Origin of the sequence: Paenibacillus sp. FSL P2-0136 (genome assembly GCF_037975325.1) — a bacterium.
GTDB lineage: Bacteria > Bacillota > Bacilli > Paenibacillales > Paenibacillaceae > Paenibacillus_AQ > Paenibacillus_AQ silagei.
Window position 1 is genome coordinate 7,014,191 of record NZ_CP150244.1, and the last position, 22,834, is coordinate 7,037,024.

The window sequence follows — 22,834 nt, forward strand, 5'->3', positions numbered from 1 at the left end:
AAAGGTACCCTTGATATAATGTCACCAGCAGCAAGTACATTACTTAGGAAGAGGATGAGCCATCCCATGAGAATATTAATTGTAGAAGACGAGGTCCATCTGGCGGAGGCCCTAACCCAAATCCTCAAAAAACACAATTATTCGGTAGACGCGGTGCATGACGGCAGAGCCGGTCTCGATTATGCGCAGAGCGGGATCTATGACCTGCTGCTGCTGGATATTATGATGCCGGAGCTGGATGGAATCAGCGTGCTGAAGGAGCTGCGCAGGGACGGAGTCTCCACACCGGTCATTATGCTTACCGCAAAAGGGGAGATCACCGATATGGTGACCGGACTCGATCATGGTGCAGACGATTATATCGCCAAGCCGTTCGCTTCGGAGGAGCTGCTGGCCCGTATCCGGGCTGCGCTGCGGCGTAAGGGCGAGGTGATTCCTGACGATGCCCTGAAGTTCGGGGATCTGGAGCTGAATACCGCCAACCCGAAGCTGACGGTGAAGGGCCGGGAGATGAAGCTGAATCTCAAGGAGACGGAGCTGCTGGAGCTGCTGATCCTAAGGAAGCAGGCGGTCACCTCGAAGGAGCAGATCATTGAGAAGCTGTGGGGGTTCGATTCCGATGCGGAGCATAACAACGTGGAGGTCTATATTTCTTTTTTGCGTAAAAAGCTGGCCTTCCTGAACTCGGAGGTGCGCATCAGCACGATTAGGGGCGTAGGGTACGTGCTGGAGGGGAGTGCCTGATGTTCAATAAACTCCGAACCCGGTTCCTGATTGTCAATCTGGTCACCATCTCCATCATCATGCTGGTGGCCTTCGCCGCCATCTACATCTTCACGTACCGCAATGTGCAGGGAGACATCTATATGGCGCTCCACCGGATTGCGGACATGCAGCAGCGGGGTCCGGGAGATGGACAAAGTCCGCCTGGGGCAGGAGGCGGCGGGGGCAGAGGGACAATGCCCATGGATCAGGGGCCGATCGACCCTTACCAGCCGGAGCGCTCCGTCTCGTTCATGGTGCAGACCGATGCCAGCGGCACGATGACCGGCAAAGAATCGAAGTTCACGATGGACGATGACCTCTATAGCGCCGCGTTGAAGGAGGCTCTTAGCCTGGGCAAGGACACCGGCCGGTTCACGATGGACGGCAGCCGCTGGATCTTCATGGTCAAGCCTGCAAGCAGCGGGAAGCAGTTTGTCTTCATGGACATCACGGCCCAGCAGCAGATCCTGACAAACCTGATCTATACCTTCGCGGCTGTCGGCCTGCTGACGCTGGTCATCCTCTACTTCACCAGCCGCTACTTTGCGGGGCGCTCGATTGCGCCGGTGCGGGAGGCTTTTGACAAGCAGAAGCAGTTCATTGCCGACGCCTCCCATGAGCTGAAGACGCCGCTGACGATTATTAACACCAACGCGGATGTACTGCTGGCGAACAGTGAGGATACGATCCGCAATCAGGCAAAATGGCTGCAGTATATCAAGTCCGAAACCGAGCGGATGACCCGGCTGGTAGGCGATTTGCTGTACCTGACAGAGATGGATGACGCCCGGACCAGGAAGCTCCACAGCAGGTTCAACATGAGCGAAGCGGTAGAGAATATTATTCTGACCATGGAGGCCGTTCTCTTCGAGAAGAATATCTCCTTCGACTATGACATCCAACCGGAGCTTACCGTGCCGGGCAACCCCGAGCAGATTAAGCAGGTGGTAATGATTCTGCTGGATAACGCTGTGAAATATACGAATCCTAAGGGCGCTGTCCATATCTCCCTTCATAAGCAGAACAGCGATGTCCTTCTCTCTGTCTCGAATACAGGGGAAGGCATCGCTGCGGAGCATCTGGCACGGATTTTTGACCGCTTTTACCGTACGGATACCTCAAGAGCACGGAAGCAGGGCGGATACGGGCTGGGTCTGGCTATCGCCAGGTCCATTGTGGACCAGCATCAAGGAAGGATTTACGTAAAAAGTGTGGTTGGAGCGTCCACGACGTTCTATGTACAACTGCCCAGAATGGCGTAAAGTCTATAATTCCATAAACCAGCCACTTCCTTACGGGAAGCGTGCTGATTTATGGACTATCCTTAAAGGTAGGGGTTCCTTGTTAACCCCGCTGCCGGCATTGTGCACTCTTCTGCCTCCGCCCCGCTGGTGCGGGCCGGGTCTTCAACGGCACTGTCGTCTGTCTTCAGCAGTACCATCATGAATTCGCCGATCCCGGGAACGTAGATCCGGGATACAGAATTCTCCTGGTCCATGCCCGACAGCTGTATCATGATATCTTCGGCTGATGTTATTTCCATCCTATGAGTCACCTCGCTCGTTAAGATAATGGCCTCAATTGGCATGATACTGAATTCCTGTTCCTGGCTTCCTACGGATTGACGCCCACGGAGAAAGGACGCGCGCCGACCGGTATGACACTAATCACAGCCTGGGTGACCCCATCAATGACCGATACCGTATTATCATCCTGATTGGTAATATAGATGCGGTTCGTCAAGGGATTAGCGCCCGCGCCGTTGGGATTATTTCCGACCGGGATGGTAGTAATCACCGTATTCGTTAATCCGCCAATCACCGATACATTGTCGCTATCCCGGTTGGGCACATAGATCGCATTGGTAGATACGTTCACTCCCGGCTCAGCCGGAGTCGTGCCGACAGGCACGTTGGTGATCACCGTATTGGTCGCACCATCTATGACGGATACGGTGTTGCTGGTGAAGTTCGAGACATAAATCCGGTTCGTCAAGGGATCAACAGCCAAACGGAACGGGTTCACCTGCACGGGAATCTGGGTAATAACCGTATTTGTAGCCCCATCAATGACGGTAACAATATCCGAGTTGAATTCAGCTACATAAATAGTATTGGTTAAGGAATTCACACCGATCCCCGTTGGAAAAGGAGAACCGCCGGCGGGAATAATGGTAGTCACCACAGTGTTGGTTAATCCGTCAATGACAGTGACCGTATTATCATTAAAATTCGCAACATAGATGGCATTGGTAGCGGTATTGACCGCGACTCCGCCCGCTCCGTCCCCGGCAGGAACGGTGGCCAGCACCGTATTGGTTAACCCGTCGATAACGGATACGTTGTCACTGTTCAAGTTAGCGACATAAATGCGGTTGGTTAACGGGTTCACGGCAATTCCAGCAGGATTCACCCCTACAGGGATGACTGCGATCACTGCACCTGTAGCACCGTTGATCACAGAAACATCATTGCTGTTGAAATTGGCAACATAGATACGGTTGACGGAGCCTGTGACTCCCCCCTCTTCAGCACCCAGCAGCTCAGCTGAGACAAGACGGTGGGCGGTAACCAGCCGCCCGGCTGAATCCTTGCCCCACACAGAGACTTCCGTCTGCAATTCAGCAAGACCCCCCGTTGTAAAGACAAACTCATAGGCATTCAGATTGGCAAAGTAATTCCTTGTGATCACCTCGTCCGGGGAAACCGTAATAAGCTCGCTTACGTACAGCGTTCTGGTGAGGGTCAAGTTGTACCCTTGGATCAGAATCGCAGACGGATTCACCGCATCCCGGTTATCAATCTTGACCGTCACCTGTACCGTAGGCCTTACACCGTTCACTGCATTATTCTCAATAGGCCCTGTTGATAGAATAGCCATTCCAGCCAAGCCTCCCTAGATAAGAGATTTGCAAACTACCAGTCTCTCATAATATATGTAAGAACTGTAGCGCCGCTTGGACTATACTATAACTAGATTCAAATTATGGCCCGGCTCCCCATTCATGTGAGAAAGGTGTGATCCTATTGCATGCTACAGGACCAAATCCCAATGACATCCATCCGAATCCACAGATCAAGCAAGTCCGTTTCATCAAAAATACGCTGACCCGCTCCAACATCATCGCCGGAGACTTCTCCTACTATGATGATCCTGACGAGTCGGTATCCTTCGAGAGCCGTGTTACCCATCACTATGAGTTCATCGGGGACAAGCTGATGATCGGCAAGTTCTGCGCCATCGCCCGCGGCACCGAATTCATTATGAACGGTGCCAACCACCGGATGGGCTCGGTGACCACCTATCCCTTCAACATTATGGGCGGCGGCTGGGAGCAGGCAACGCCTGAGCTGGCGGACCTGCCCTACAAAGGCGATACTGTCATCGGAAACGATGTCTGGATCGGCCAGAATGCCACCATTATGCCGGGCGTGACGATTGGTGACGGCGCGATCATCGCCGCCAATGCTACCGTCACCAAGGATGTTCCTGCATACCATATTGCCGGGGGCAATCCTGCCCGGATTCTGCGGCAGCGCTTCGATGACGAGCTCATCGCCCTGCTGCTGGAGCTGAAGTGGTGGGACTGGAGTCCAGAGAAGATCACCGCCCATCTGGAGGCGCTGTGCAGCAGTGATCTGGAGCAGATCCGGGCTCTGGCAGGCCGAAGCTGAACCAGAATAAGGGGGTGCCCGTCAGCCATGCGATAGCTGGCTGGGGCCCCCCCTTCAATGTTGTAGCTTTAATTGATTTCCAGATAATCAAGATAAGCATCCCAAGTCCCGTCATCGGCGGTAACCACCAGCTCAATCACCTGATTGCCGGTTCCATGGCTGACATTGCTGATCGTATAGACCGCAGGGCTGCTTCCGCCATAGTAGAAGGTCCCCTTCGTCACCCCGCCGATCTTGAGGTCCACCCTGGCCATATTGGCGTTATTGGAGGCCCCGCGCAGGGAGAAATTATGGGTGCCGCTGGTGAAATTCTGGGTGTACTTCACGGAATCATTGTTTGCATACAGAGCGACTCCGGTGAACGGGGAACTGATATTCGAGGTGTATTGACCGGCCTTGGTCATGCTCTCCGCCTCTACCTTCGTTACAGCGGGACCAGGACCATTGCCGCCGTCAGGCGCAACCGCCCTGCCCGTGCTTGGCGAGATCATGCCTGAGCATAGGCCGCGGTTCTTGAGATTCTGTGCAATCTGCGGTACTGCCTGGAGTGTGGTCTGGTATTGGTCATGCATCAGGATGACATCCCCATTCTTCATCGTGCCCACAGCGGCCACGATCTGGGCGGTTCCCGCTCCGTTCCAGTCTTGGGAGTCCACGTTCCAGAGTACTTCGGTAAGGCCGTTCTGGGCCTCGATGGACTTGAGAGTCGCGTTAGTCGCCCCGTACGGCGGACGGAACAGCTTCGGAGCTGTGCCGGTAATGGATTGCAGCGTCTGCTGGGTGTTCGTAATCTCCGATGTAATCTGGGAGGTACCCACCTGGGTCAGATTCGCATGCGACCAGGAATGGTTGCCAATCCACATCCCTGCGTTCTTCTGGGCCAGGACGAGCGAAGGATTGTTCTGCGCATTCTGCCCGACATTGAAGAACGTGGCGCGCAGGCCATTCTGCTGCAAGGCATTCAGCAGGTTCGTCGTGTTGCTTGGATTCGGCCCGTCATCATACGTTAGAGCTACATAACCGGCCGTGCAATCGGCGGCGAACACCTTCTCCCCGCCCGCTGCAAGAGACCCCATAAATAAAGACACGACAAGCGACCCGATAGCTGCCCATTGTATTGCTTTGCTTCTAAACATTCTTTTAATCTCCTCTCGAATGAAATAGTTTCCTGATAGGTTGTGTTATGAAGCTGGACTTTAAACCGTTAAGCCGTTACCTGTATGTATACGCTCCGTTGCTTCAAACGCTTACATTAGTAATTATAGCAATTTATCCCTTTTTAAGCTAGATGTGATTGTTGGAATTTGTGATCTTACTAGCGACTAAGGAGAGATACGGCGACGCCGGGAGTCCGTCCCTGTTTTATTCAAAAATTTTCCATAATTTAGACCCGTCCGGGATGAATAGGTTTTCATTTTACCCGTATGATATAAAGTTCGACTTTATCATGAATCATATTACGAGGAGGAAGATGAATGACCTTTGGTTTCAGGACACTGGGGACAATGCTTTTGGCTTTAACACTGCTTGCAGGTACAACCGCTATTGCCGGACAGCCGGTGAAGGCTGAGGGGGCAGCGAAGCTTTTTTATCACACCTCGGGCAGCCGGATTGTAGATTCGCAGGGGAACCCGGCCGTGTTCAACGGACTGAACTGGTTTGGCTTCGAGACGCCGAACTATTCCCCGCACGGATTATGGTCGCGTTCCATGGATGATGTGCTCGATCAGGTCCGCGCAGAAGGGTACAACTTGATTCGCCTGCCGTTCAGCAGTCAAATGTTCGATCCGGCTTCCCAGGCCAACAGCATTGATTATGCCAAAAACCCGGACCTGGCCGGTCTGACTCCCATCGAAATTATGGATACCTTAATCGAAAAAGCCGGCCAGCGCGGCATTCAAATCTTCCTGGACCGGCACCGTCCCGATTCCGGCGGGCAGTCGACGCTCTGGTATACCGCTGCATATCCTGAATCCCGCTGGATCAGTGACTGGGTGATGCTGGCTGCACGGTATGCGAATAATTCTACGGTAATCGGTGCCGACCTGCATAATGAGCCTCATGGCCCGGCAAGCTGGGGGACCGGTGATCTCAGTACAGACTGGCGGCTCGCGGCCCAGCGGGCTGGGAATGCCATCCTTGCGGTGAATCCGCACTGGCTGATCATCGTCGAAGGGATCGAGCAGAATGTGCAGGGTAACACCAGCAAGTACTGGTGGGGCGGCAACCTTACCGGGGTGCGGAATTATCCGGTAACGCTTACCGTGCCGAATCAAGTGGTGTATTCTCCGCATGATTACGGTCCCGGGGTGGCGGAGCAGCCGTGGTTCAGCGATCCGGCTTTTCCGGCGAACCTGCCTGCTATATGGGATCAGACCTGGGGTTATATCAGCAAAGAGAACATTGCCCCTCTAATCATGGGTGAATTCGGAGGCCGCAGCGTGGACACCCTCTCGGTTGAAGGGAAGTGGCAGAATAAACTAGTCGATTACATCGGCACGAATGATCTCTACTGGACTTACTGGACACTGAACCCCAACAGCGGGGATACCGGCGGTCTGCTGCAGGATGACTGGGCAACCTGGAACCGGCCGAAGCAGCTCATGCTGAACCGGATCATGAAGACAGTCACCTTCCCTCCTATTGAGGAGCCCGGCGGCCCCGGGACAGGACCTGTAACCGCCACTCCGCTCTACCGCAGTGATGAGACCGGCAACAACGTGGGCTCCATCCGGGCAAGTCTTCAGCTGAAGAGTACTTCCACCGTCCCTGTCCCGCTCAGCCAATTCACGATCCGTTACTGGTTCACCCAGGACGGCAGCTCCGCACACACCATGGAGATTGACTACGCCGTCGTCGGCAAAAACAATATCCAGACCACCATCGTCCCGCTCGCGGTTCCGGTCCCGAACGCTGATGCCTACGCTGAAATCTCCTTCAAGGATGGGGCAGGCAGCCTGGCAGCTTCCGGCTCGACCGGAGAGATCCAGTTCCGTATTCACAAGGATAACTATGCAAATTATAGCCAGGCCAACGATTACTCCTTCCGGCCGCTGCTGACCAGCTTCACGGCCAATGACCGGATCACTGTATACCATAATGGAACGCTGATCTATGGCGTAGAGCCGTAACCAAGCGGAAACGGCTACGAGGCTGTCCCAAAAGCAGGTTTTCTACGGCGGAAGACAGTTCTCTTCATTCTTAAAACCACAAAAAGTGAGCAGAGCAGCGATTCCCCCATTCGGAGGATCGCTGCTCTGCGTTTTTGGTCATTGGGGGCTCATGGGAAATCCGCCCGTGATCAGCGGCATTACCCGCTCCGCCAGTTTGGAGGAAGACTCTGATCTTCCCTCCAGATTCCAGCGGTAGGTTACGCCATATAAGGACCAGCTTAGCAGGATGGCGGCAGTTGCAAGCGGCTTCGAATCTGTAGCCGCAGCTGATCCGGAGATCAGCTGCAGGATAAGTTTCTCGAGATGCAGCTTAATATTCTCTTCAAGCAAGAGAGCTACAGAATCATATCTTTTGAAACAGCGGTGGCTGTTTTCATGATAATTACATAATGCTACTATCAGCTCTTGAAGCGTTTTCTCAGTCAACGGTCCTTTTGCATCGACTTTATGGAGGACCATATTCGTAAAGGCATCTAACAAAAAGGCTTCGAACAGCGCATATTTATCCTGGAAATGTGCATAAAAGGTGGTCCTGTTAATCGTAGCTGCTTTGGTAATGTCGCCGACGGTTATCGAGTTGAAGTCCATGATATTCAATTGCCGGACGAAGGCATCCAGAATTAATTGACGGGTCCGAATCACCCGCGGGTCGTTCGGATTGGGGGGAAGTATGCCAGCCATCCAAGGAGCGCCCCTTTCAGAAGAGATTATAATCCTCTTAATTATAAACATGTGCTCTGTACACAACAAATAGGATCTGCCAATACGACAGTTTATCCAGCTTCTAGCTTAAGCAACAACTTGGGCAGTTTGTTGGTTGAAGGGAGGATTGGAGCTTGTTACTATTGCATTCATACCCCGCTTTGAGAATAATCATTCAACCTACAGGAGGCGTTAACCATGGCTAAACAACAGGAGCAAATCCATTCACTGGAGACCTTATTTGAACCGTACACGGTTCAACAATTAACTATACCCAACCGGATTGTAATGTCACCGATGGCGCGTGCTTTTTCACCGGAGGGAGTACCGGGTGAGGATATGGCAGCGTATTACCGCCGCCGTGCTGAGAATGGGGTGGGGCTAATCATCACCGTTGGTATGATTGACCATCCGGCAGCAAGCAGTGATCCGGGACTGGCTAGTCTCTTTGGTGAGGCCGCTCTGAACGGCTGGCGTGAAGTCGTTAGACAGGTTCATGAGGCCGGCGGTATCATTTTTCCGCAGTTGGCACATATGGGAATGATTCGGCCCATGGGTTCCCAGCCTCACCCGGATGCACCATCAATCGGGCCATCAGGACTCGACATGCAGGGGAACAAGATAAGCGAGCCGATGACAGAAGAAGAAATTGCCGGGGTCATTCAGGCCTATGCCGATGCGGCAGTGAATGCACAGCAAGCTGGCTTCGACGGAATAGAGCTCTCCGGCGGTCACGGCTTGTTGATTGACCAGTTCTTCTGGGAAATAACCAATCAGCGGACGGACCGCTATGGCGGCGATTTCCTGAAGCGTACCCGGTTTGCAGCCGAAGTTATCCAGGCCGTCCGCGCTGTAGTCGGACCGGATTATCCGATTTCCATCCGGTTGTCCCAGTGGAAGATGGCGGATTACATGGCGAAGCTGGTGGATACACCGGAGCAGCTGGAGCAATTCCTGGATGTGCTGGTACAGGCAGGGGTGGATATTTTCCACATCTCGACCCGCAGGTTCTGGGACCCGGAATTCGCGGGCTCGGAGCTGGGTCTCGCCGGATGGGTGAAGAAGCTTACCGGGAAGACAACGATTGCCGTTGGTTCCGTAGGCATGGACAATGCTCCCGCTGAAGGCGGGGAAGCAGACCATCAAGGGATGGAGGAGCTGCTGAAGCGGCTGGACCACCAGGAGTTCGATCTGGTAGCGGTTGGACGCGCACTTCTGGGTGATCCGGCATGGGCGAAGAAAATCCGTGAGGGCAGGCTGGAAGAGATTCAAGCTTTTACTCCAGAGGCGGCGGCCCAATTGTATTGAATCATAGATAATCTCCAAGAACCGCTCGACTACCCTTTCTCTGCCAAATAAAACGCACGGGAATGAGAAATTCTCTCTGTACCCGTGCGTTTTTTGGATTGTTAACCCAGGTCACTCTGCCTGTTCCCCCAGCCTCGCCCGCATCTGCGCATAGGCTTCCGGGGTGCCGACATCCTCTATCGTGCCCTCCGTATAGTAGGCCCGCATCTCCTGGCGGGAATGCAGCCATTCGGGAAAATAAGTCGGCGCATCCGGGTTGCCCCCTTCCGCCAGATAACGGGAGAACAACGGCAGCGTAGACCGTTTGTAGATATACAGCGCGAATACGCCAATGTTCGAGCGGGGCGCCTGCGGCTTTTCCTCCAGGGACAAGACCCGATTCTGCGCATCCAGCTCCGCCACGCCGATACTGTGCAGCTCTGCCGGATCATTCACCCTACGGACAAGAATACAGTCGGTACCCACCTTATGAAAATAGTCCAAGTACCCCTCAAGGCCGAATCCCAGCACATTATCGCCTGCCAGAACCAACAGATCCTCCTGCGGCTGCTCCCGCTCCAGCACAAACTGGATATCGCCAATCGCGCCTAGCCGCCCCTCAGGAGAAGAAGTGCCATCGTTCAGAACGCGAACCGGCTTCATGCCCTTATACTGCTGCTGCCACTGTTCAAAAGCATGGAAGAAGCGGTCATTCGTCACAATGAGAATCTCCGAGATCTCCTCCAGCACCTCCAGACGGGCGGCCAGCAGATCCAGAATCGTCCGGCTTCCTTGAACCGGGAGCAGCGGCTTGGGCGTGTCTAGCGTTAATGGATACAGGCGGGTCGCATACCCCGCAGCCAAGATTAATGCAATCATCCTCTATCCGCTCCTCTGTCCGGTGTAGATGCTGCGAATAAGGCTCTGGACAGCAGAACCATGGTTTGTTTGTATACGGTATGGGCGGCATCGGCATCGCCAAGGAACCCGCCCATATACAGGTGAATTACACCGTGCAGCGATGACCATATGGCGGCGACAAGAGCCCCGGTCTCTTCCTGGTCCGAAATCAGTCCCTGCTGCTGGGCGGTAATGATTAGAACTTGTAATTGGCGTATGGCGGTCAGTGTTCCCTGCATACTCTCCGCATCCGGCTTGAACTCGGCAAAAGCTCCTCCAAACATCAGCTTGTAGTAGCTGCTGTGCTCCTGTCCGAACTGCCAGAAGGCTTCGCCCAGATCCAGCAGATGCTGTAACAGATCTGAAGAAGCCGGCACTTCTTCAAACCGCTGGGCCAGTAGCTTGCAGCCCTCCAGATATAATTGCTGGGCCAAACCCTCTTTATTGACAAACAAACTGTAGATGATCTTAGTGGAACAGCCCATCCTTTGCGATACTTTACGGACAGTAACGGCCTCTGGCCCCTCTTCCTGCAGAATAGCTGCGGCGGCATCAACCACCAGCTTACGGAGATTCTCCGTATTTTGCAGACGGGCTTCCTGATATGTTTTTAATACCCGCCCCGTGGAGGGTGTAGGTTTGTCTTCGCTACGGATAAGAATCACCTTCATTCGGTTATCATGTTATTGACCAGCAACAGAGTTGCCGGGTTCTAACAGGAATTCTAAACATTTGAACATAGGTTGTCAATTGAACCCTCATGCGAAAAAAACAGATTGACACAGCAGTATTCTTTTGGTTACTATGATTCATATAAGAAACAATGTTACCAATTGTATTAACGCCGCCGAACACGGACGTATACGGCTGAGAAAGAACTTATGCCACTAAGAACGAACTTATGCCCGCTAGGATCGGTCATATTTTTTTCGCAATTTGGTAACGTTGTTTCCATTATAAAACACTGTTGTAGAAGGAGCAAAACTATGAATATTAAAGGAAAATGGTCGTTAATCACCGGAGCCTCTTCGGGAATCGGCGAACAGTTCGCCAGACAACTCGCCAAGAAAGGCAGCCATCTGGTGCTTGTAGCCAGATCCAAAGGTAAACTGGATGCGCTCGCAGCCGAATTGACCCGAAGCCATGGAATACAGTGCCGGGTAATTCCCCAGGATCTATCGCTTCAAGTTGCTGCCGGAGAGCTGTATCAGACCTGCCAGCAGCTAGGCCTGAGCATCGATCTCCTGATTAACAATGCGGGCTTCGCCACCCACGGACTGTTCGAGCAGGTCTCCGGGGAGCGCCAGCATGATGAGGTGATGCTGAACGTCGCCGCTGTAGTGGATATGACTCATTTATTCCTTCCCGCAATGCTCCACAATGGGTCAGGCGCCGTTATCAATGTCTCGTCTACGGCAGGCTTTCAGCCGCTGCCTTATATGGCCGTCTATGGGGCGACCAAAGCTTTTGTCTTGTCCTTTACCGATGCCCTCTACTGGGAGAATCGTGATCGCGGTGTGCAATTTTTGGCCCTGTGCCCAGGCTCAACAGAGACGGATTTCTTCAACGTAGTGGGTACGGAGGATGCTTCCGTCGGCGGCGCGAAGGACTCGCCTGAGCGGGTAGTGGCAATTACACTGCGCGCTATGGCCCGAGGAAAACAGTACATTGTCCCCGGATTCCGCAATTACCTGGGCGCCCAGATCTCCCGCTTCATGACCCGCAGACAAAGCCTGCGGCTGGTTGGCAGCATGCTTCGCCCTGCCCCGAAGGAGCATAATGGACAGCCGTCATAATCCTGAAGGAACATTGTATGGTATCACCGCTGCCCTAAGTCATGTATCCAGCCGCAACTTTTAGGCAACCCAAACAGCAGCTCATCCCGGCAGGAGGGCTGCTCTTGGGGTTGGAATTACCGCTACGTACGTGGACGGTACGCTACACCGTCGATCTGGACCTTCAGTCCATCCGGGCCGCCCACATGCGCGAACTCGGTGGAGATCGTTTTGCGGGCAGGGTACTTGCCTTCGAATCTGCGCTTGAACACCTCTTCCATAACCGGAATATCCCACACATCCCGCAGCAGAATGTCCACCTTCACCACATCAGTTAGGGTAAGACCTACCTGACCCAGACGGCCGCTCATATCATTCAGCGCACCGTCCACCTGCTCCTCCACTGTCCCGCCAACATTACCTACACAGAAGCTCAGGAAAATGAAGTCCCCCGCCTCTACAAAACCGGAGTATGCATATTCCTCATTCACATCATGTCTAATGATCTCGCCCATTCTGGTTCTTGTCTCCTTCTCGCCTGAGATAAACCCAGTATAGCAGGGAAAATTATACATCTGTATGACATATTTTGAGAGGAGGAATATGGTATTATTGCAAAAAGACTTATATTATCATATTTAACAGAGAAATTTCTGAATGGAGGAGAACCATGAAGCGATTCCTGAAATCAAAGTCTTTTCTGATTACATCCGCCCTGTTTAGCCTGCTGTTCATTATGAATATCATATCGACCCCCGACAGTACGGGGATGGACATTGCACTCAGTATTCTCAAATCTGTATTGGCTGGTTTAATAAGCGGCTTTATTATTGGCGGCATTCTCTTTCTTTTGCTTAACAAGAATTCAATTTGACCTTAGACTCCCACAAGCGGAGTTTCAGGAAGCTCCAAAGCAGCCTGCTCCAGACACTCTGCCAGTACCTCACGGTACCGCCGTTCCTCTTCTACCGTCACTTTCCCACGCAGCAATTCGAATAGTGCAAGACAGCGCTTGAAATTCCCGTCATGTCCGGCCTGGTGGGCCAGCCTTAAAGATTGCATCGTCCAGTTCAGCGCCTCGGGGAGTCTGGCTGCCCGTTTATGATAGAGAGCCAAATAATAACAATAGTCGAAATAATGCGAGAGATTGCCCGCATCCTCATAGTCCCCAAACCCGGCACTCTGCTCCGCGAACGTATGCAGCAGATCATCCACATCTAGTCCGTAATGCACCGCTGCCTGCAAAATAGTCCCTAACCCCGGCAGCAGCTCCTCGGGATTAGCCTGTAAGAAATGGGCATACTCCTCCAGCAATTCCGTCCTGCCAGACAGAATCTCTACCATATACAGATTGGCACGGGCCAAATATCTGAATTCTCCGGCAATTTCCTCCCCCTCTACTCCCAAATCCTCCATCCAGCCAAGCTCGGCATAGCGGTATATCATCTCTCTAGCCTCTTCATACCTCCGCTGTTGCTGATAGGCAATGCCCTGCATCATGTGACTGAACCCGAAGTAATACACGAGGGGAAGCTGCGAGTCCATAAGCGGTACCGGAAGCCCTTTAGCCTTGTGATACTGCCGCTCCTCATAGATACACTGTGCATAGCTGTAAAGAATACCCGCCGTGTTCAGCATCTTGTCCCAATCCTCTAAGCGATATGCCATTTCCAGCATTTCAACGATAATGTCCGGATGAAGTAATTTCAGGATAGAAGGGCGCATGGGTGGGGCCTCCTTTATTATCCATTTTAAGTTAATTGTATAGCTGAATGTATATTTGGTCAATACAATTAGTACTTTTAAGTACAATTTAATATTCATTAAGTTTGAGTTTAGTTATCTGTAATGGTTAGCGCGCCTCTTCTAACCTTAAGTGGAGGTGATACCATGAATTTACCAGAAAGTGTAGGAAATCGGATACGTGAACTCAGAAAGGCCAAAGGATGGACACAAGAGCAACTAGCTGAGGCAGCGTCACTGCACTACAGTTACATAGGTGGTGTTGAACGGGGAGACCGTAACATTTCTTTGGAGACACTGGAGAAAATAATAGCTGCCTTCCAAGTTCCAGCAATAGAAATTTTTCGCTTTGAGGATGAAAGTGACCGCCGCAAGGTGTTAGATGAACATATGATTTTGATTAGTGATAGGAGTATTGAAGAAATAGTTGCCCTCACTAAAATAAATCGGGAAGTGATTGTTACACTAGATATCTCTGGAAGAAAGGATACTAACTAAATTAAGCCTTACTTCTAAGAGGTGAGCCAAGATGCCAGACGAGTCCAAAACAGAGCTTGTAAAAAGAATCGGAGAACGCATCCGAAGATTGCGCAAAGAAATGAACCTCTCGCAAGAGCAGCTTGCAGAACGGTCAGGTCTACATACCAATTATGTGGCTTGATGTAAGGCTGGGCGGTTACTAACACCCAGCCTTACATTCTCTAGAGTCACGGCAATCCCAGAACAGCCACCATAGGATCACCCATCATTGTTCCTCTGGAATATCCACAATAATATAATTTTCCTTCAGTTTAGGTTGAGGAACCTCGGCTTCTTTATAAATAACCTCATTCCAGTTTTCCTTATTAATCAAACCATACCCCGTGGAAGTAATATGAGGCATCCAGCGAAAGCTTGCGAAGGTCGTAGCTGTAAAATCCGGTAAGGAACCATCCTGCTGCGTAAAAGAGCGGCCTATGAAATAAAGGTTCTCTTGCTTACCGGCCTTGTCGCCAGTGAGAGCCTGCCACTTAAGGTAAGCTGTGTTCTTCGTCAACTGATAATAACGGATTACATTATTATTAACCTCGATGAACCGGTCCTTTGTAGTTGCCGGAAAATAATATTGGAGACTGGCGGTTTCCAGCGAGGGTTCAAAGTCCTTCTTGAGCTGTGAAACTCTGGGAAGATTAATCGCAGCATTTCTCGCAGTGCTTAACTCGCTGCTCTTTACATCAGCCAACAATTTCGCACTTGGTTTTGACACAAATGCCGTTTGGGTGTCTGGATTCCAAGTTACTGAACCGTCCAACGCTTCGGCAACAAAACGTAAAGGGATCATGGTTTTACCATTATGAATAAACGGAGCAGCGCTTAAGGAAACGGAAACTCCATTTTTCAGTGCTGTTGTATTATTTATGGTCAACTGCAGACTTGTGCCACTCCCCTTCACGGTTACTTGCTTAGTCGCATTATTCCAGGCAAATGTTAACCCGCCTAAGCTTTGGAGTGAAGTCAGGCTAAAAAACACCTGATTCTTCTTGTTAAGAATGTCTTTGGCTTCTAAATCGTTATTATTCACAACTACTTGTGTTCCTTTGGGACTCTTTCCTGCTGCAGACGCCGTATGTGCTACCGGTGCCAGAAGCGCAGCACATAGAACAATAGATGAACATAGGATCAACTTCCTCATTATACACCCTCCTAAATTTTACATTCTATATATGAGAGACGCAAAAAAATCCATAAAGTTCCTCGAAAGTACCCTTATAACAATACAGGACCGCCCTATAATACAGGCAGTCCCGTTATTGTCTTATCCGCGCTAGTCCAGCTCAGCCCGCGAGAATAAATCGCGGATGAGCGCGTCGTCCTCGCAAGCCTGCTTGAATGCATAGGCGAACTCTACGAGCGCAGCCCCATCAGAGGAATAAGCGCAGAACATATCCGCCTCCGGGTCAAACCGGATAATGCCTGCCAGGTGAGGCATCCGCTCCTCCAGGAAGACTGCCGCCAGAGATGCCCAGTCATATCCGCCCCCTTCGAAGCCCTCGTCTTCCCTCTCGGCGAATACTTCTGCCTTGTAGCTTCCTGCGTTCAGAATCACGGACTTGCCGCCATTATCCTGCTCCACGATTATAAAAGGCTTCAGATCTACAGCTCCCCCTACTTCTGCTTCCTTCAGCTTCTCAAGCAATTGTTCCTTCGCCTCATCCGTGAACCGGAGCGTCCCTTCAGTCTCTACAATCCTTCCCTGCCGGATCCGCTCATCCAGCCAATCCGAGATGAAGCCCGGGGCATATCCGCCTGTGCTGAATTCACCGCCGAACGCGATCATTTTGGAATAAATCTCAAGATACTGGTCACGGCCCGTATTCGGGTAAGCGCTGGTATAGAGCCAGAACTGGAGATCATACATCAGGGTGGATTCTTCGTCCACATGAAGTGAGAAATGGCCCTTCTTCTCTACAATGCGGGTGCATATCTTGCGGATAACGCCCTCTATATCGTCCACTTCCGTAACCTTGTCGCACAGCTCCTGAAGCAGCGGAGAGAATGGAGCGGACGCTACCTTCTCTAGATCCTCCTGCTTATCCTCCTCCGAAGTATCGTAGACCTCCTCATTCACCAGCCCGCGAATGAAAGTCTCAAAATCCGGGGCCAGGAACGTAATCTCATAGTTGCTCTCCTGGTCCACATGAATCACCTCAGGTTCCCCTTCCGGGCCGCAGTGACGGTAATCCAGCATGATTACATCATGTCCAGCGGAAGGACAGTCGCCGAAGACCACGCCGATATCGGGGTAACCCCACTCCTCAATCATGAAGCGGCTGCCCAGCTCCCCGCAGAGGGAATAGAGTTTGTCGCGGCCGATCCCGGCAATTCCCGAAATTGCGACATGATCTTCTGACCAGGAAGTGGGTTCATTCACCGGAAAACACGTATTGCGGGGAATCCCGCCGTTATGCTGCTTCATCATGGCGATGTAAGAGGCCGGCAGCTTATAACCCACTTCCTGCTCCACAGAGGCAATCAGCTCGTCACTGGGCAGCGGGGACACATACTCCTTCAAGGCATAGTCACTGTCCTCCCAGAAATCCGCGCAATAGTCGAGGAATGCACCAAGGTCTCTACCACCCCCCTCTCTATTCACCTTCAAGGCCTCCAGCGCTTCGGCGCGTCTTGCCTGCTCTCTTGTCTCACGCTGGGCGCCTTCCCGGCTCCACTCCAGCATTCTTGCGGTATCCCCGTCTCCCGGCTCCAGCTCCTCCGCACGTTCAAAGGCATGCACAGCCTGCTCATACTGCTTCAGGTGATAGTAGGAATACCCTATGCGGAATTGCCACAGCGGATCCTCCCCGCCTTCCTTGGAGATGCTGAGCAGCTGCTCCAGCGCCTGCCCATATTCACCCAGGTTATTGTAGGCTCTGCCTAATTGGCCGATACACTCATAATCTCTTGCATCCGGCGGAATCTCAAGAATACGGTCTACAATCTGCTGATATTCATCTTCTTCATGCCAACGCTTCACCTGTTCCAGCAACGCCTCATCCATGCCTTTAGCCTCCCTAATTGGACACTGCAAAACAAGCCTGTCCCCTATTCCGAAGGACTGCTTCTTGTCAGTATATTCGCTATTACCCATTCACCGGAAAATCAGGAGATTAAACAGGTCTCCGGCTACGAAGACTGACCCCCCAGCTCAAAAAAGAGGCTGCCCAGCATTGCGCAAAGCATAGAAATTCTTAACTTCGAACAAACAGCCGGGAATCATCCTCCCGGCTGTTCAGCTTCAAGTCTATTCATTTCCGCTCGCCTGCCCGCTAACCCTGCTTAATCGGCGCTGCGAGAATCATCTTCCCGCGCGGGGTAACGCCCGCACCATCCGGCTCCAGTGTAACGGCTATGGTATCATAGGCCTTCGGGTCAAAGGAATAATACAGTGCCCCGTTTCCGTCCTGTGAGATGAAGGTGCCCGCATTCACCGGCTTGTCCCCCTTGATCAGCCATACCTGATAGACCTCCGTGCCAGTAAGCTCGGGTAGCTCTTCTGCCTGAAGTACAAGATGGGTGCCGGTAGGGTCTGCGACAATTGTTGCTGTACCCTTGGCGGTAATCCCTTCTCCAGCCGGACTAAGTGCTACTGCCTCATTCACCTTAAGCCCCTGGAGCGGTCCGGTGCCGGAGGCCAGCTGCTGCTTCAGCTCAGACACATTTCCGCGCAGCTGGCCGGTGTAGACGACCAGGAGCAGTACAGCCACAGCCAGTCCAAGGCTCAGGTACCCCCAGAAGCGGGTTCTCTTGGGCTCCGGGATGTTTAATTGGGGCAAGCCCTGCTCTGCCGGAGGAGTCCTCACTGGTTCATGCTCCGCAGCCCGCTCTGCATCAGGCTGAATATTCAGCAGGCGGGTCTCCGGCCGGGCTGCCGGTGCGCCCGCATTCCCGGACTCCAGCACCCGTGACAGGATGCGCTCCTTCATGCCGGAGGGCGGGTCAACCGGCTCGGATGCAAGCGGAAGATGGTCTAGTACCTGCCGGTATTCCCCCACCAGTTCTCTGCATTCCGCGCATTCTGCCGCATGGGCAGCGAATTGCTGCATTTCCTCCGCCGTCAATGCGCCCAGCGTATATAATTCGGCCAATTCACAGAGTTCCTCATTGTGTTCACTCATGCGCATGATCCCTCCTTCCCCAGTGCCGTAACGATTTGTGAAGCTGCTTCATCGCCAGCCGGACTCTTCCCTTGACCGTGCCCAGCGGGATTGCCGCAAGCTGTGCTACCTCCTGCTGGGTGTAGCCCTGGTAATAGATCATATCCATTACCTGTTGCTGGTCGCGGCTTAATCCCAGCAGCGCCTCTCTGATCTGTTCCCCCGCCATCTGCAGCTCAACGAGATCCTCGGTGAGCGCGCTGTGGTCCTGAACCTGCTCCAAATTCCCGGAATCGGCGGATTGCCGCGGCAGCCTGGCGTCCCGCTTACGGAGATAATCGATCGCCAGATTGCGGGTCACCGCGAACATCCAGGTGAGCAGCTTGCCTTTGCCGAAGTCAATCTGCCCCGCATTCTTCCACAGGCGCAGGAACAGCTCCTGCATAACCTCCTCGGCAGCCATCGAATCCTTCACGATCTGGTAAGCAAAGCTATAGATGACCCGTTCATACCGGTCATAGAGCAGTTCGAGGGCATTCGAGTCTTTCTGTGCAATAAGCAGAATTAACTGCTTATCGTCAGCTGTGTCATTCAATTGCCATCCCCCATTCAACAGACAATATAGTAGTACCAGTGGTGCCATACTGAAAAACCTGCGTCCACTGAGTATAACCGCTTTGCACAACCGTCTCAACCTGCCGGGCTGACGGTTGCAGGCATTCGGCAGCCGTTATTGAAGCCTTGCCCGCTTCCATATATGATAGCTATATCATATCCGCAAAGGGAGGATCATTACCGTGGCCGTACTGATGAATGAACAGATTAAGGCAGCCGAGGTCGAGCTGACCGGGCTGAAGGGCGAGAAGCTCGGCACCGTATCCAGAAGCGAGGCGCTGTCCAAGGCCAGAGCCGCAGGGGCCGACCTGGTCTGCACCTCGCTGATGAGCAGCCCGCCGCCCTGCAGCCTGGTCGCCAAGGGCACAGGCAAGGCGGCTGCGCAAGCGGCCCGCAAGAGCGATACCAGCCGCCCGCAACAAGGCGGCGGAAGCAGCCGGGAGAAGGTGAAGGAGCTGCGCTTCACCGCCCATATTGAAGAGCATGACTACGACACGAAGCTGCGTCAGGCGGACAAGCATCTGCGCTCCGGCAAGCCGGTGCAGCTCGTTGTAAAGTCCTCCGGCGCCAAGGAGGCCGCCGCTGCGAAGGCTGTGCTGGAGCGGCTCGTGGCCGATCTGAAGGAGGCCGGAACCAAGGCCTCCGGGCTGCAGACCAGCGGCAAAGGCGCACAGGTTAGAGTTAATCCACGGGCGAATTAGCTGCATCCATTAGAAGCATAGTAGAGCACCAGAGTAACATTTGTGATAGCTACTTTAACCAACCGCTTGCTAAGCGTATGCCATGCCCTGATTAGGTGCAAGCGGTATGCTTTAATTGTACTTCGTACAGCTAAATCATCAGATGTACCGCCGAATGTGCAGTTAGCTGTATTTCCTACAACTAAATCGCCCAATTTACCCGGATCTCCCCCATTCGAGCAGATTTAGTTGTACAAGCTACAGTTAGAAGAGGAAAACCATCCTTATCAGGGTTTTAAATGCACGGAATACAACTATCTCTGAATGTTCAATTCGAACGTGCCAGATTCCGCCGATTAATCAAAACTACTGCATTCTATACAGCTGCATCCATCACGCATAAACGGGTGCCATCCCCCTCAGGGACGGCACCCGTTATTTGTTCCAGCTAAATTTGTTCCAGTTCCTCCAAGTCACCTTTAAACCGCTCCACAAACCACTCCTTCCTCAGCACATGCAGCAGCTCCCCATTGCAATCCTCATAATCGCCGGTCAATCCGGTCAGCTCCTGCTTCACCCGGAAGCCCAGCTTCCGGAGCACCCCGAGCGACGCGGTGTTGCGCGGATCTGCCTTGGCATATAATTGCTCCAGTCCGATCACACCGAAGGCATAGTCCGCCATCGCCGCAGCAGCTTCGGTAGCATAACCCCGGCCCCAGTGTTCGCGCCCGATTAGATAATACAGCTCCGCATCCGGCGCCATAAACTCCAGCACGCCGGTCCCGCACCAGCCGATCAGCCGGCCTGTGGCCTTATCGCAGACGGCGAACGAATATTTGAACGGCAGCTCGAACGGTGTATGATAGCTGAACATCAGCCAGCGGAACATCCCCTCATACTCATGCATGGACATGACCTCCATATGCATGAAGGCCAGCACCTCCGGGTTCTGCATCAGCTCGAACGAAGCCATAAGATCACTTTCCATATAGGGACGGATGATTAACCGCTCCGTTTCGAGCCTCATCCTGGACAGTACCGGATTCATAATACGCTTACCCTCACCTTCAAGTTCTATCTGCCCCCAGCATAGTTCAGGCACAGGATCGTCCACAAGGTAAAAGATAGTTTAATCCGTTTGCCCCCTGCCGTTATTCCACAGCGTACGGAAGGACGGGCAGTCCCGGATCAGGGAATCGAAATCCCCTTCCCCCGCCAGTCTGCCTTGCTCCATGACCAGAATCTGGTCCACGCCGCTGATGAAATTCAGCCGGTGCGCGATAATAATGACCGTCTTATGCCTGAACTCCGCGAACACCGTCTCCATCAGGCTGCGCTCCGTAATATTATCCAGGGCCGATACCGGCTCATCGAGGATGATCAGATTCCGCTTTTGCAGGATTGCCCGGGCAAAAGCCAGACGCTGCCGCTCCCCGCCCGACAGCTTCAGCCCGCGCTCCCCAACCCGTGTCTCCAGCTTCTCCGGCAGCTCCAGTACCTTCTCCCTCAGATGAACCTTGTCCAGCACTGCATACAGCTCCTCATCCGGGACCTGCTGCTCAAACACCATGTTGCCCCGGATAGTGGTGTCGAAGATCGGACTGTCCTGCGACAGATATGAGATGTGATCATAGTAGCTGTCCAGACTCAGCTCATCAATATCCGTGCCGTCTACCAGCAGCTGTCCGCCGCTTTTTTTGAGCAGGCCCGTAATCAGCTTAATGACTGTTGACTTCCCGCTGCCGCTTAAGCCCACCAGGGCAACCGAGGTTCCGGGCGCGACTGAGAAGGACAGCCGGTCCAGCACCTGCACCTCTCCATAGCTGAACGATACCTCCTTGAATTCGATGCTGCCTTGTAGCTGCGCAAGCGCCTTGCCCTGCTCCAGATTCCGGTCCTCGGGGGCATTCAGGAATGCCTCGAACCGCTGATAGGTCACCCTGTTTAGCTTATAGCCGACGAATAATACGTTGAAGATGGCGATTGGCGTATAGATTTTCTCAATGAACATGAACAGCGCGACCATGACCCCGACAGAAGCCTGGCCGGAGACCACATTCTTCACGCCGTACAACAGCACAATCACCTTAATGACCGTAATGAATAATTCGAATAAGGCGAAGAAGGATTCATGAATCATCTGCAGCTTCGCGCTCTGCCTGATAATCTGCTGTGCCGCCTTGTTCAGTCTGCCGATCTCCTGCGCGTACTTCTTGTTGGTGCGGAAGACGACCAGCTCCATGAAGCCGCGGACCCCGTACCGGGACATGGCCTCCTGCTGCATAAGCACCGATTCCTTGATCCGGTAGAGAACTTTGAGCAGAACATTCGTTAACCCGAAGATGACCACGTACCCGCCCGCAATTACCAGCATGATCCTGAGGTCATAGTAGCTGATGAACAGCAGGCTGAAGAGAATGGTGGGCAGCAGCTCATGCAGCGTCTTCAGGATAAAAGAAAACAGAATGCTGTTCCCGGCCGCCGCGCCGTTCTCAATCACCTTGATCATCTGGCCTGTGCCCATGTTCTGATAGGCGGAATAATCCATTCTGGAGATTTTGGACAAGGCCATAATCTTCAGTCTTTCTGTGATGCTGTTCGATAGATAGGCGCTGGGATATTCATCCGCATAATTCAGCAGGACATTCAGGCCGAGCAGCATCCCGTAGAAGATAACCCCATATAGGATTTCACGGAAGCCCGTTCCCGCCACCGCCTGATCCAGAATCCGCTGAAAGACAACAATGCCCAGGCTGCTTAAGAGCTGAATGGCGAAGCCGAGACCTATATACAGAGCGGCCCACCCTCTGAGGTGGACAAGACATTTTTTTAACATGATCACAATCTCCAATCTTATTCATAAGAGTATGGCAAAAAAGCCGGGAACTC

Annotated in this window: 24 protein-coding genes; 10 read left to right on the forward strand and 14 right to left on the reverse strand. The window is 52.8% G+C overall.

Annotated elements, in window-relative coordinates:
- The first annotated feature begins 66 nt into the window (after positions 1-66).
- Positions 67-744, forward strand: coding sequence for a response regulator transcription factor (locus NYE26_RS29890; protein WP_036722818.1), 678 nt, complete (start codon positions 67-69; stop codon positions 742-744).
- Positions 744-2,027: a HAMP domain-containing sensor histidine kinase gene (locus NYE26_RS29895; RefSeq protein WP_339252253.1), complete on the forward strand. Its 1,284-nt coding sequence runs from the start codon at positions 744-746 to the stop codon at positions 2,025-2,027. Before NYE26_RS29890 ends, NYE26_RS29895 begins: the two co-directional genes overlap by 1 nt.
- 62 nt (positions 2,028-2,089) lie before the next feature.
- Here the strand turns inward: NYE26_RS29895 and NYE26_RS29900 are convergent, their stop codons facing one another.
- Entirely contained in the window at positions 2,090-2,308 is a 219-nt protein-coding gene (locus NYE26_RS29900; protein ID WP_036722821.1) for a hypothetical protein, read from the reverse strand.
- A 71-nt stretch (positions 2,309-2,379) separates the two neighbouring features.
- Positions 2,380-3,645 carry a YncE family protein gene (locus NYE26_RS29905; RefSeq protein WP_036722822.1) on the reverse strand — a complete coding sequence of 422 codons (1,266 nt, stop codon included), beginning with the start codon at positions 3,643-3,645 and terminating at the stop codon, positions 2,380-2,382.
- A 146-nt stretch (positions 3,646-3,791) separates the two neighbouring features.
- Between NYE26_RS29905 and NYE26_RS29910 the strand changes: the two genes are divergently transcribed.
- Positions 3,792-4,439 (forward strand): Vat family streptogramin A O-acetyltransferase, encoded by a 648-nt coding sequence (locus NYE26_RS29910; protein ID WP_339252256.1) that lies wholly within the window; start codon positions 3,792-3,794, stop codon positions 4,437-4,439.
- A 68-nt stretch (positions 4,440-4,507) separates the two neighbouring features.
- Here the strand turns inward: NYE26_RS29910 and NYE26_RS29915 are convergent, their stop codons facing one another.
- On the reverse strand, positions 4,508-5,575 hold the full coding sequence (locus NYE26_RS29915) for a polysaccharide deacetylase family protein (RefSeq protein WP_339252258.1): 1,068 nt from the start codon (positions 5,573-5,575) through the stop codon (positions 4,508-4,510).
- 339 nt (positions 5,576-5,914) lie between these two features.
- On the opposite strand from NYE26_RS29915, the gene NYE26_RS29920 reads away from it, so the two are divergent.
- Positions 5,915-7,570 (forward strand): cellulase family glycosylhydrolase, encoded by a 1,656-nt coding sequence (locus NYE26_RS29920; RefSeq protein ID WP_339252260.1) that lies wholly within the window; start codon positions 5,915-5,917, stop codon positions 7,568-7,570.
- A gap of 138 nt (positions 7,571-7,708) precedes the next feature.
- On the opposite strand, the gene NYE26_RS29925 is transcribed toward NYE26_RS29920, so the two are convergent.
- The gene (locus NYE26_RS29925; RefSeq protein ID WP_339252262.1) at positions 7,709-8,293 is read right to left on the reverse strand and encodes a TetR/AcrR family transcriptional regulator; all 585 of its coding nucleotides are present in this window, start codon (positions 8,291-8,293) and stop codon (positions 7,709-7,711) included.
- Between the two features lie 219 nt (positions 8,294-8,512).
- On the opposite strand from NYE26_RS29925, the gene NYE26_RS29930 reads away from it, so the two are divergent.
- Entirely contained in the window at positions 8,513-9,622 is a 1,110-nt protein-coding gene (locus tag NYE26_RS29930; RefSeq protein ID WP_339252264.1) for an NADH:flavin oxidoreductase, read from the forward strand.
- A gap of 111 nt (positions 9,623-9,733) precedes the next feature.
- Here the strand turns inward: NYE26_RS29930 and NYE26_RS29935 are convergent, their stop codons facing one another.
- Positions 9,734-10,480, reverse strand: a complete 747-nt coding sequence (locus NYE26_RS29935) for a sugar phosphate nucleotidyltransferase (protein WP_339252266.1) — start codon at positions 10,478-10,480, stop codon at positions 9,734-9,736.
- Positions 10,477-11,172, reverse strand: a complete 696-nt coding sequence (locus tag NYE26_RS29940; RefSeq protein WP_339252268.1) for a TetR/AcrR family transcriptional regulator — start codon at positions 11,170-11,172, stop codon at positions 10,477-10,479. Before NYE26_RS29940 ends, NYE26_RS29935 begins: the two co-directional genes overlap by 4 nt.
- A 315-nt stretch (positions 11,173-11,487) precedes the next feature.
- On the opposite strand from NYE26_RS29940, the gene NYE26_RS29945 reads away from it, so the two are divergent.
- Positions 11,488-12,297 (forward strand): SDR family oxidoreductase, encoded by an 810-nt coding sequence (locus NYE26_RS29945; RefSeq protein ID WP_339252270.1) that lies wholly within the window; start codon positions 11,488-11,490, stop codon positions 12,295-12,297.
- A gap of 122 nt (positions 12,298-12,419) precedes the next feature.
- On the opposite strand, the gene NYE26_RS29950 is transcribed toward NYE26_RS29945, so the two are convergent.
- On the reverse strand, positions 12,420-12,791 hold the full coding sequence (locus NYE26_RS29950) for a RidA family protein (RefSeq protein WP_036722834.1): 372 nt from the start codon (positions 12,789-12,791) through the stop codon (positions 12,420-12,422).
- A gap of 155 nt (positions 12,792-12,946) precedes the next feature.
- Between NYE26_RS29950 and NYE26_RS29955 the strand changes: the two genes are divergently transcribed.
- On the forward strand, positions 12,947-13,150 hold the full coding sequence (locus tag NYE26_RS29955; RefSeq protein ID WP_036722835.1) for a hypothetical protein: 204 nt from the start codon (positions 12,947-12,949) through the stop codon (positions 13,148-13,150).
- A 2-nt stretch (positions 13,151-13,152) separates the two neighbouring features.
- Here NYE26_RS29955 and NYE26_RS29960 read toward each other — a convergent pair whose 3' ends face one another.
- Positions 13,153-14,001, reverse strand: a complete 849-nt coding sequence (locus NYE26_RS29960) for a hypothetical protein (RefSeq protein WP_036722836.1) — start codon at positions 13,999-14,001, stop codon at positions 13,153-13,155.
- Between the two features lie 165 nt (positions 14,002-14,166).
- Here NYE26_RS29960 and NYE26_RS29965 point away from each other — a divergent pair, with 165 nt between their 5' ends.
- Together NYE26_RS29965 and NYE26_RS29970 are read left to right on the forward strand one after the other, a co-directional pair.
- Positions 14,167-14,517 (forward strand): helix-turn-helix transcriptional regulator, encoded by a 351-nt coding sequence (locus NYE26_RS29965; protein WP_036722837.1) that lies wholly within the window; start codon positions 14,167-14,169, stop codon positions 14,515-14,517.
- 31 nt (positions 14,518-14,548) lie between these two features.
- Entirely contained in the window at positions 14,549-14,680 is a 132-nt protein-coding gene (locus tag NYE26_RS29970; RefSeq protein WP_081751006.1) for a helix-turn-helix transcriptional regulator, read from the forward strand.
- 84 nt (positions 14,681-14,764) lie between these two features.
- On the opposite strand, the gene NYE26_RS29975 is transcribed toward NYE26_RS29970, so the two are convergent.
- The 4 genes from NYE26_RS29975 to NYE26_RS29990 form a co-directional block, all read right to left on the reverse strand.
- On the reverse strand, positions 14,765-15,691 hold the full coding sequence (locus tag NYE26_RS29975) for a copper amine oxidase N-terminal domain-containing protein (protein ID WP_339252274.1): 927 nt from the start codon (positions 15,689-15,691) through the stop codon (positions 14,765-14,767).
- Positions 15,692-15,823: 132 nt separating this feature from the next.
- Entirely contained in the window at positions 15,824-17,554 is a 1,731-nt protein-coding gene (locus NYE26_RS29980) for an Imm51 family immunity protein (protein WP_339252276.1), read from the reverse strand.
- A 268-nt stretch (positions 17,555-17,822) separates the two neighbouring features.
- A complete protein-coding gene (locus NYE26_RS29985) occupies positions 17,823-18,671 on the reverse strand; it encodes an anti-sigma factor (RefSeq protein WP_339252278.1) in 849 nt (282 codons plus the stop codon).
- Positions 18,664-19,245: an RNA polymerase sigma factor gene (locus tag NYE26_RS29990; protein WP_036691711.1), complete on the reverse strand. Its 582-nt coding sequence runs from the start codon at positions 19,243-19,245 to the stop codon at positions 18,664-18,666. The genes NYE26_RS29985 and NYE26_RS29990 overlap by 8 nt, the downstream gene beginning before the upstream one ends.
- 202 nt (positions 19,246-19,447) lie before the next feature.
- Between NYE26_RS29990 and infC the strand changes: the two genes are divergently transcribed.
- The gene (gene infC / locus NYE26_RS29995; protein ID WP_339252281.1) at positions 19,448-19,966 is read left to right on the forward strand and encodes a translation initiation factor IF-3; all 519 of its coding nucleotides are present in this window, start codon (positions 19,448-19,450) and stop codon (positions 19,964-19,966) included.
- Positions 19,967-20,393: 427 nt separating this feature from the next.
- Here the strand turns inward: infC and NYE26_RS30000 are convergent, their stop codons facing one another.
- Both NYE26_RS30000 and NYE26_RS30005 read right to left on the reverse strand, forming a co-directional pair.
- Complete coding sequence (locus tag NYE26_RS30000) at positions 20,394-20,993, reverse strand: GNAT family N-acetyltransferase (RefSeq protein ID WP_339252283.1); 600 nt, start codon at positions 20,991-20,993, stop codon at positions 20,394-20,396.
- Between the two features lie 81 nt (positions 20,994-21,074).
- Positions 21,075-22,781 carry an ABC transporter ATP-binding protein gene (locus NYE26_RS30005; RefSeq protein ID WP_339252285.1) on the reverse strand — a complete coding sequence of 569 codons (1,707 nt, stop codon included), beginning with the start codon at positions 22,779-22,781 and terminating at the stop codon, positions 21,075-21,077.
- Between the last annotated feature and the right edge of the window lie 53 nt (positions 22,782-22,834).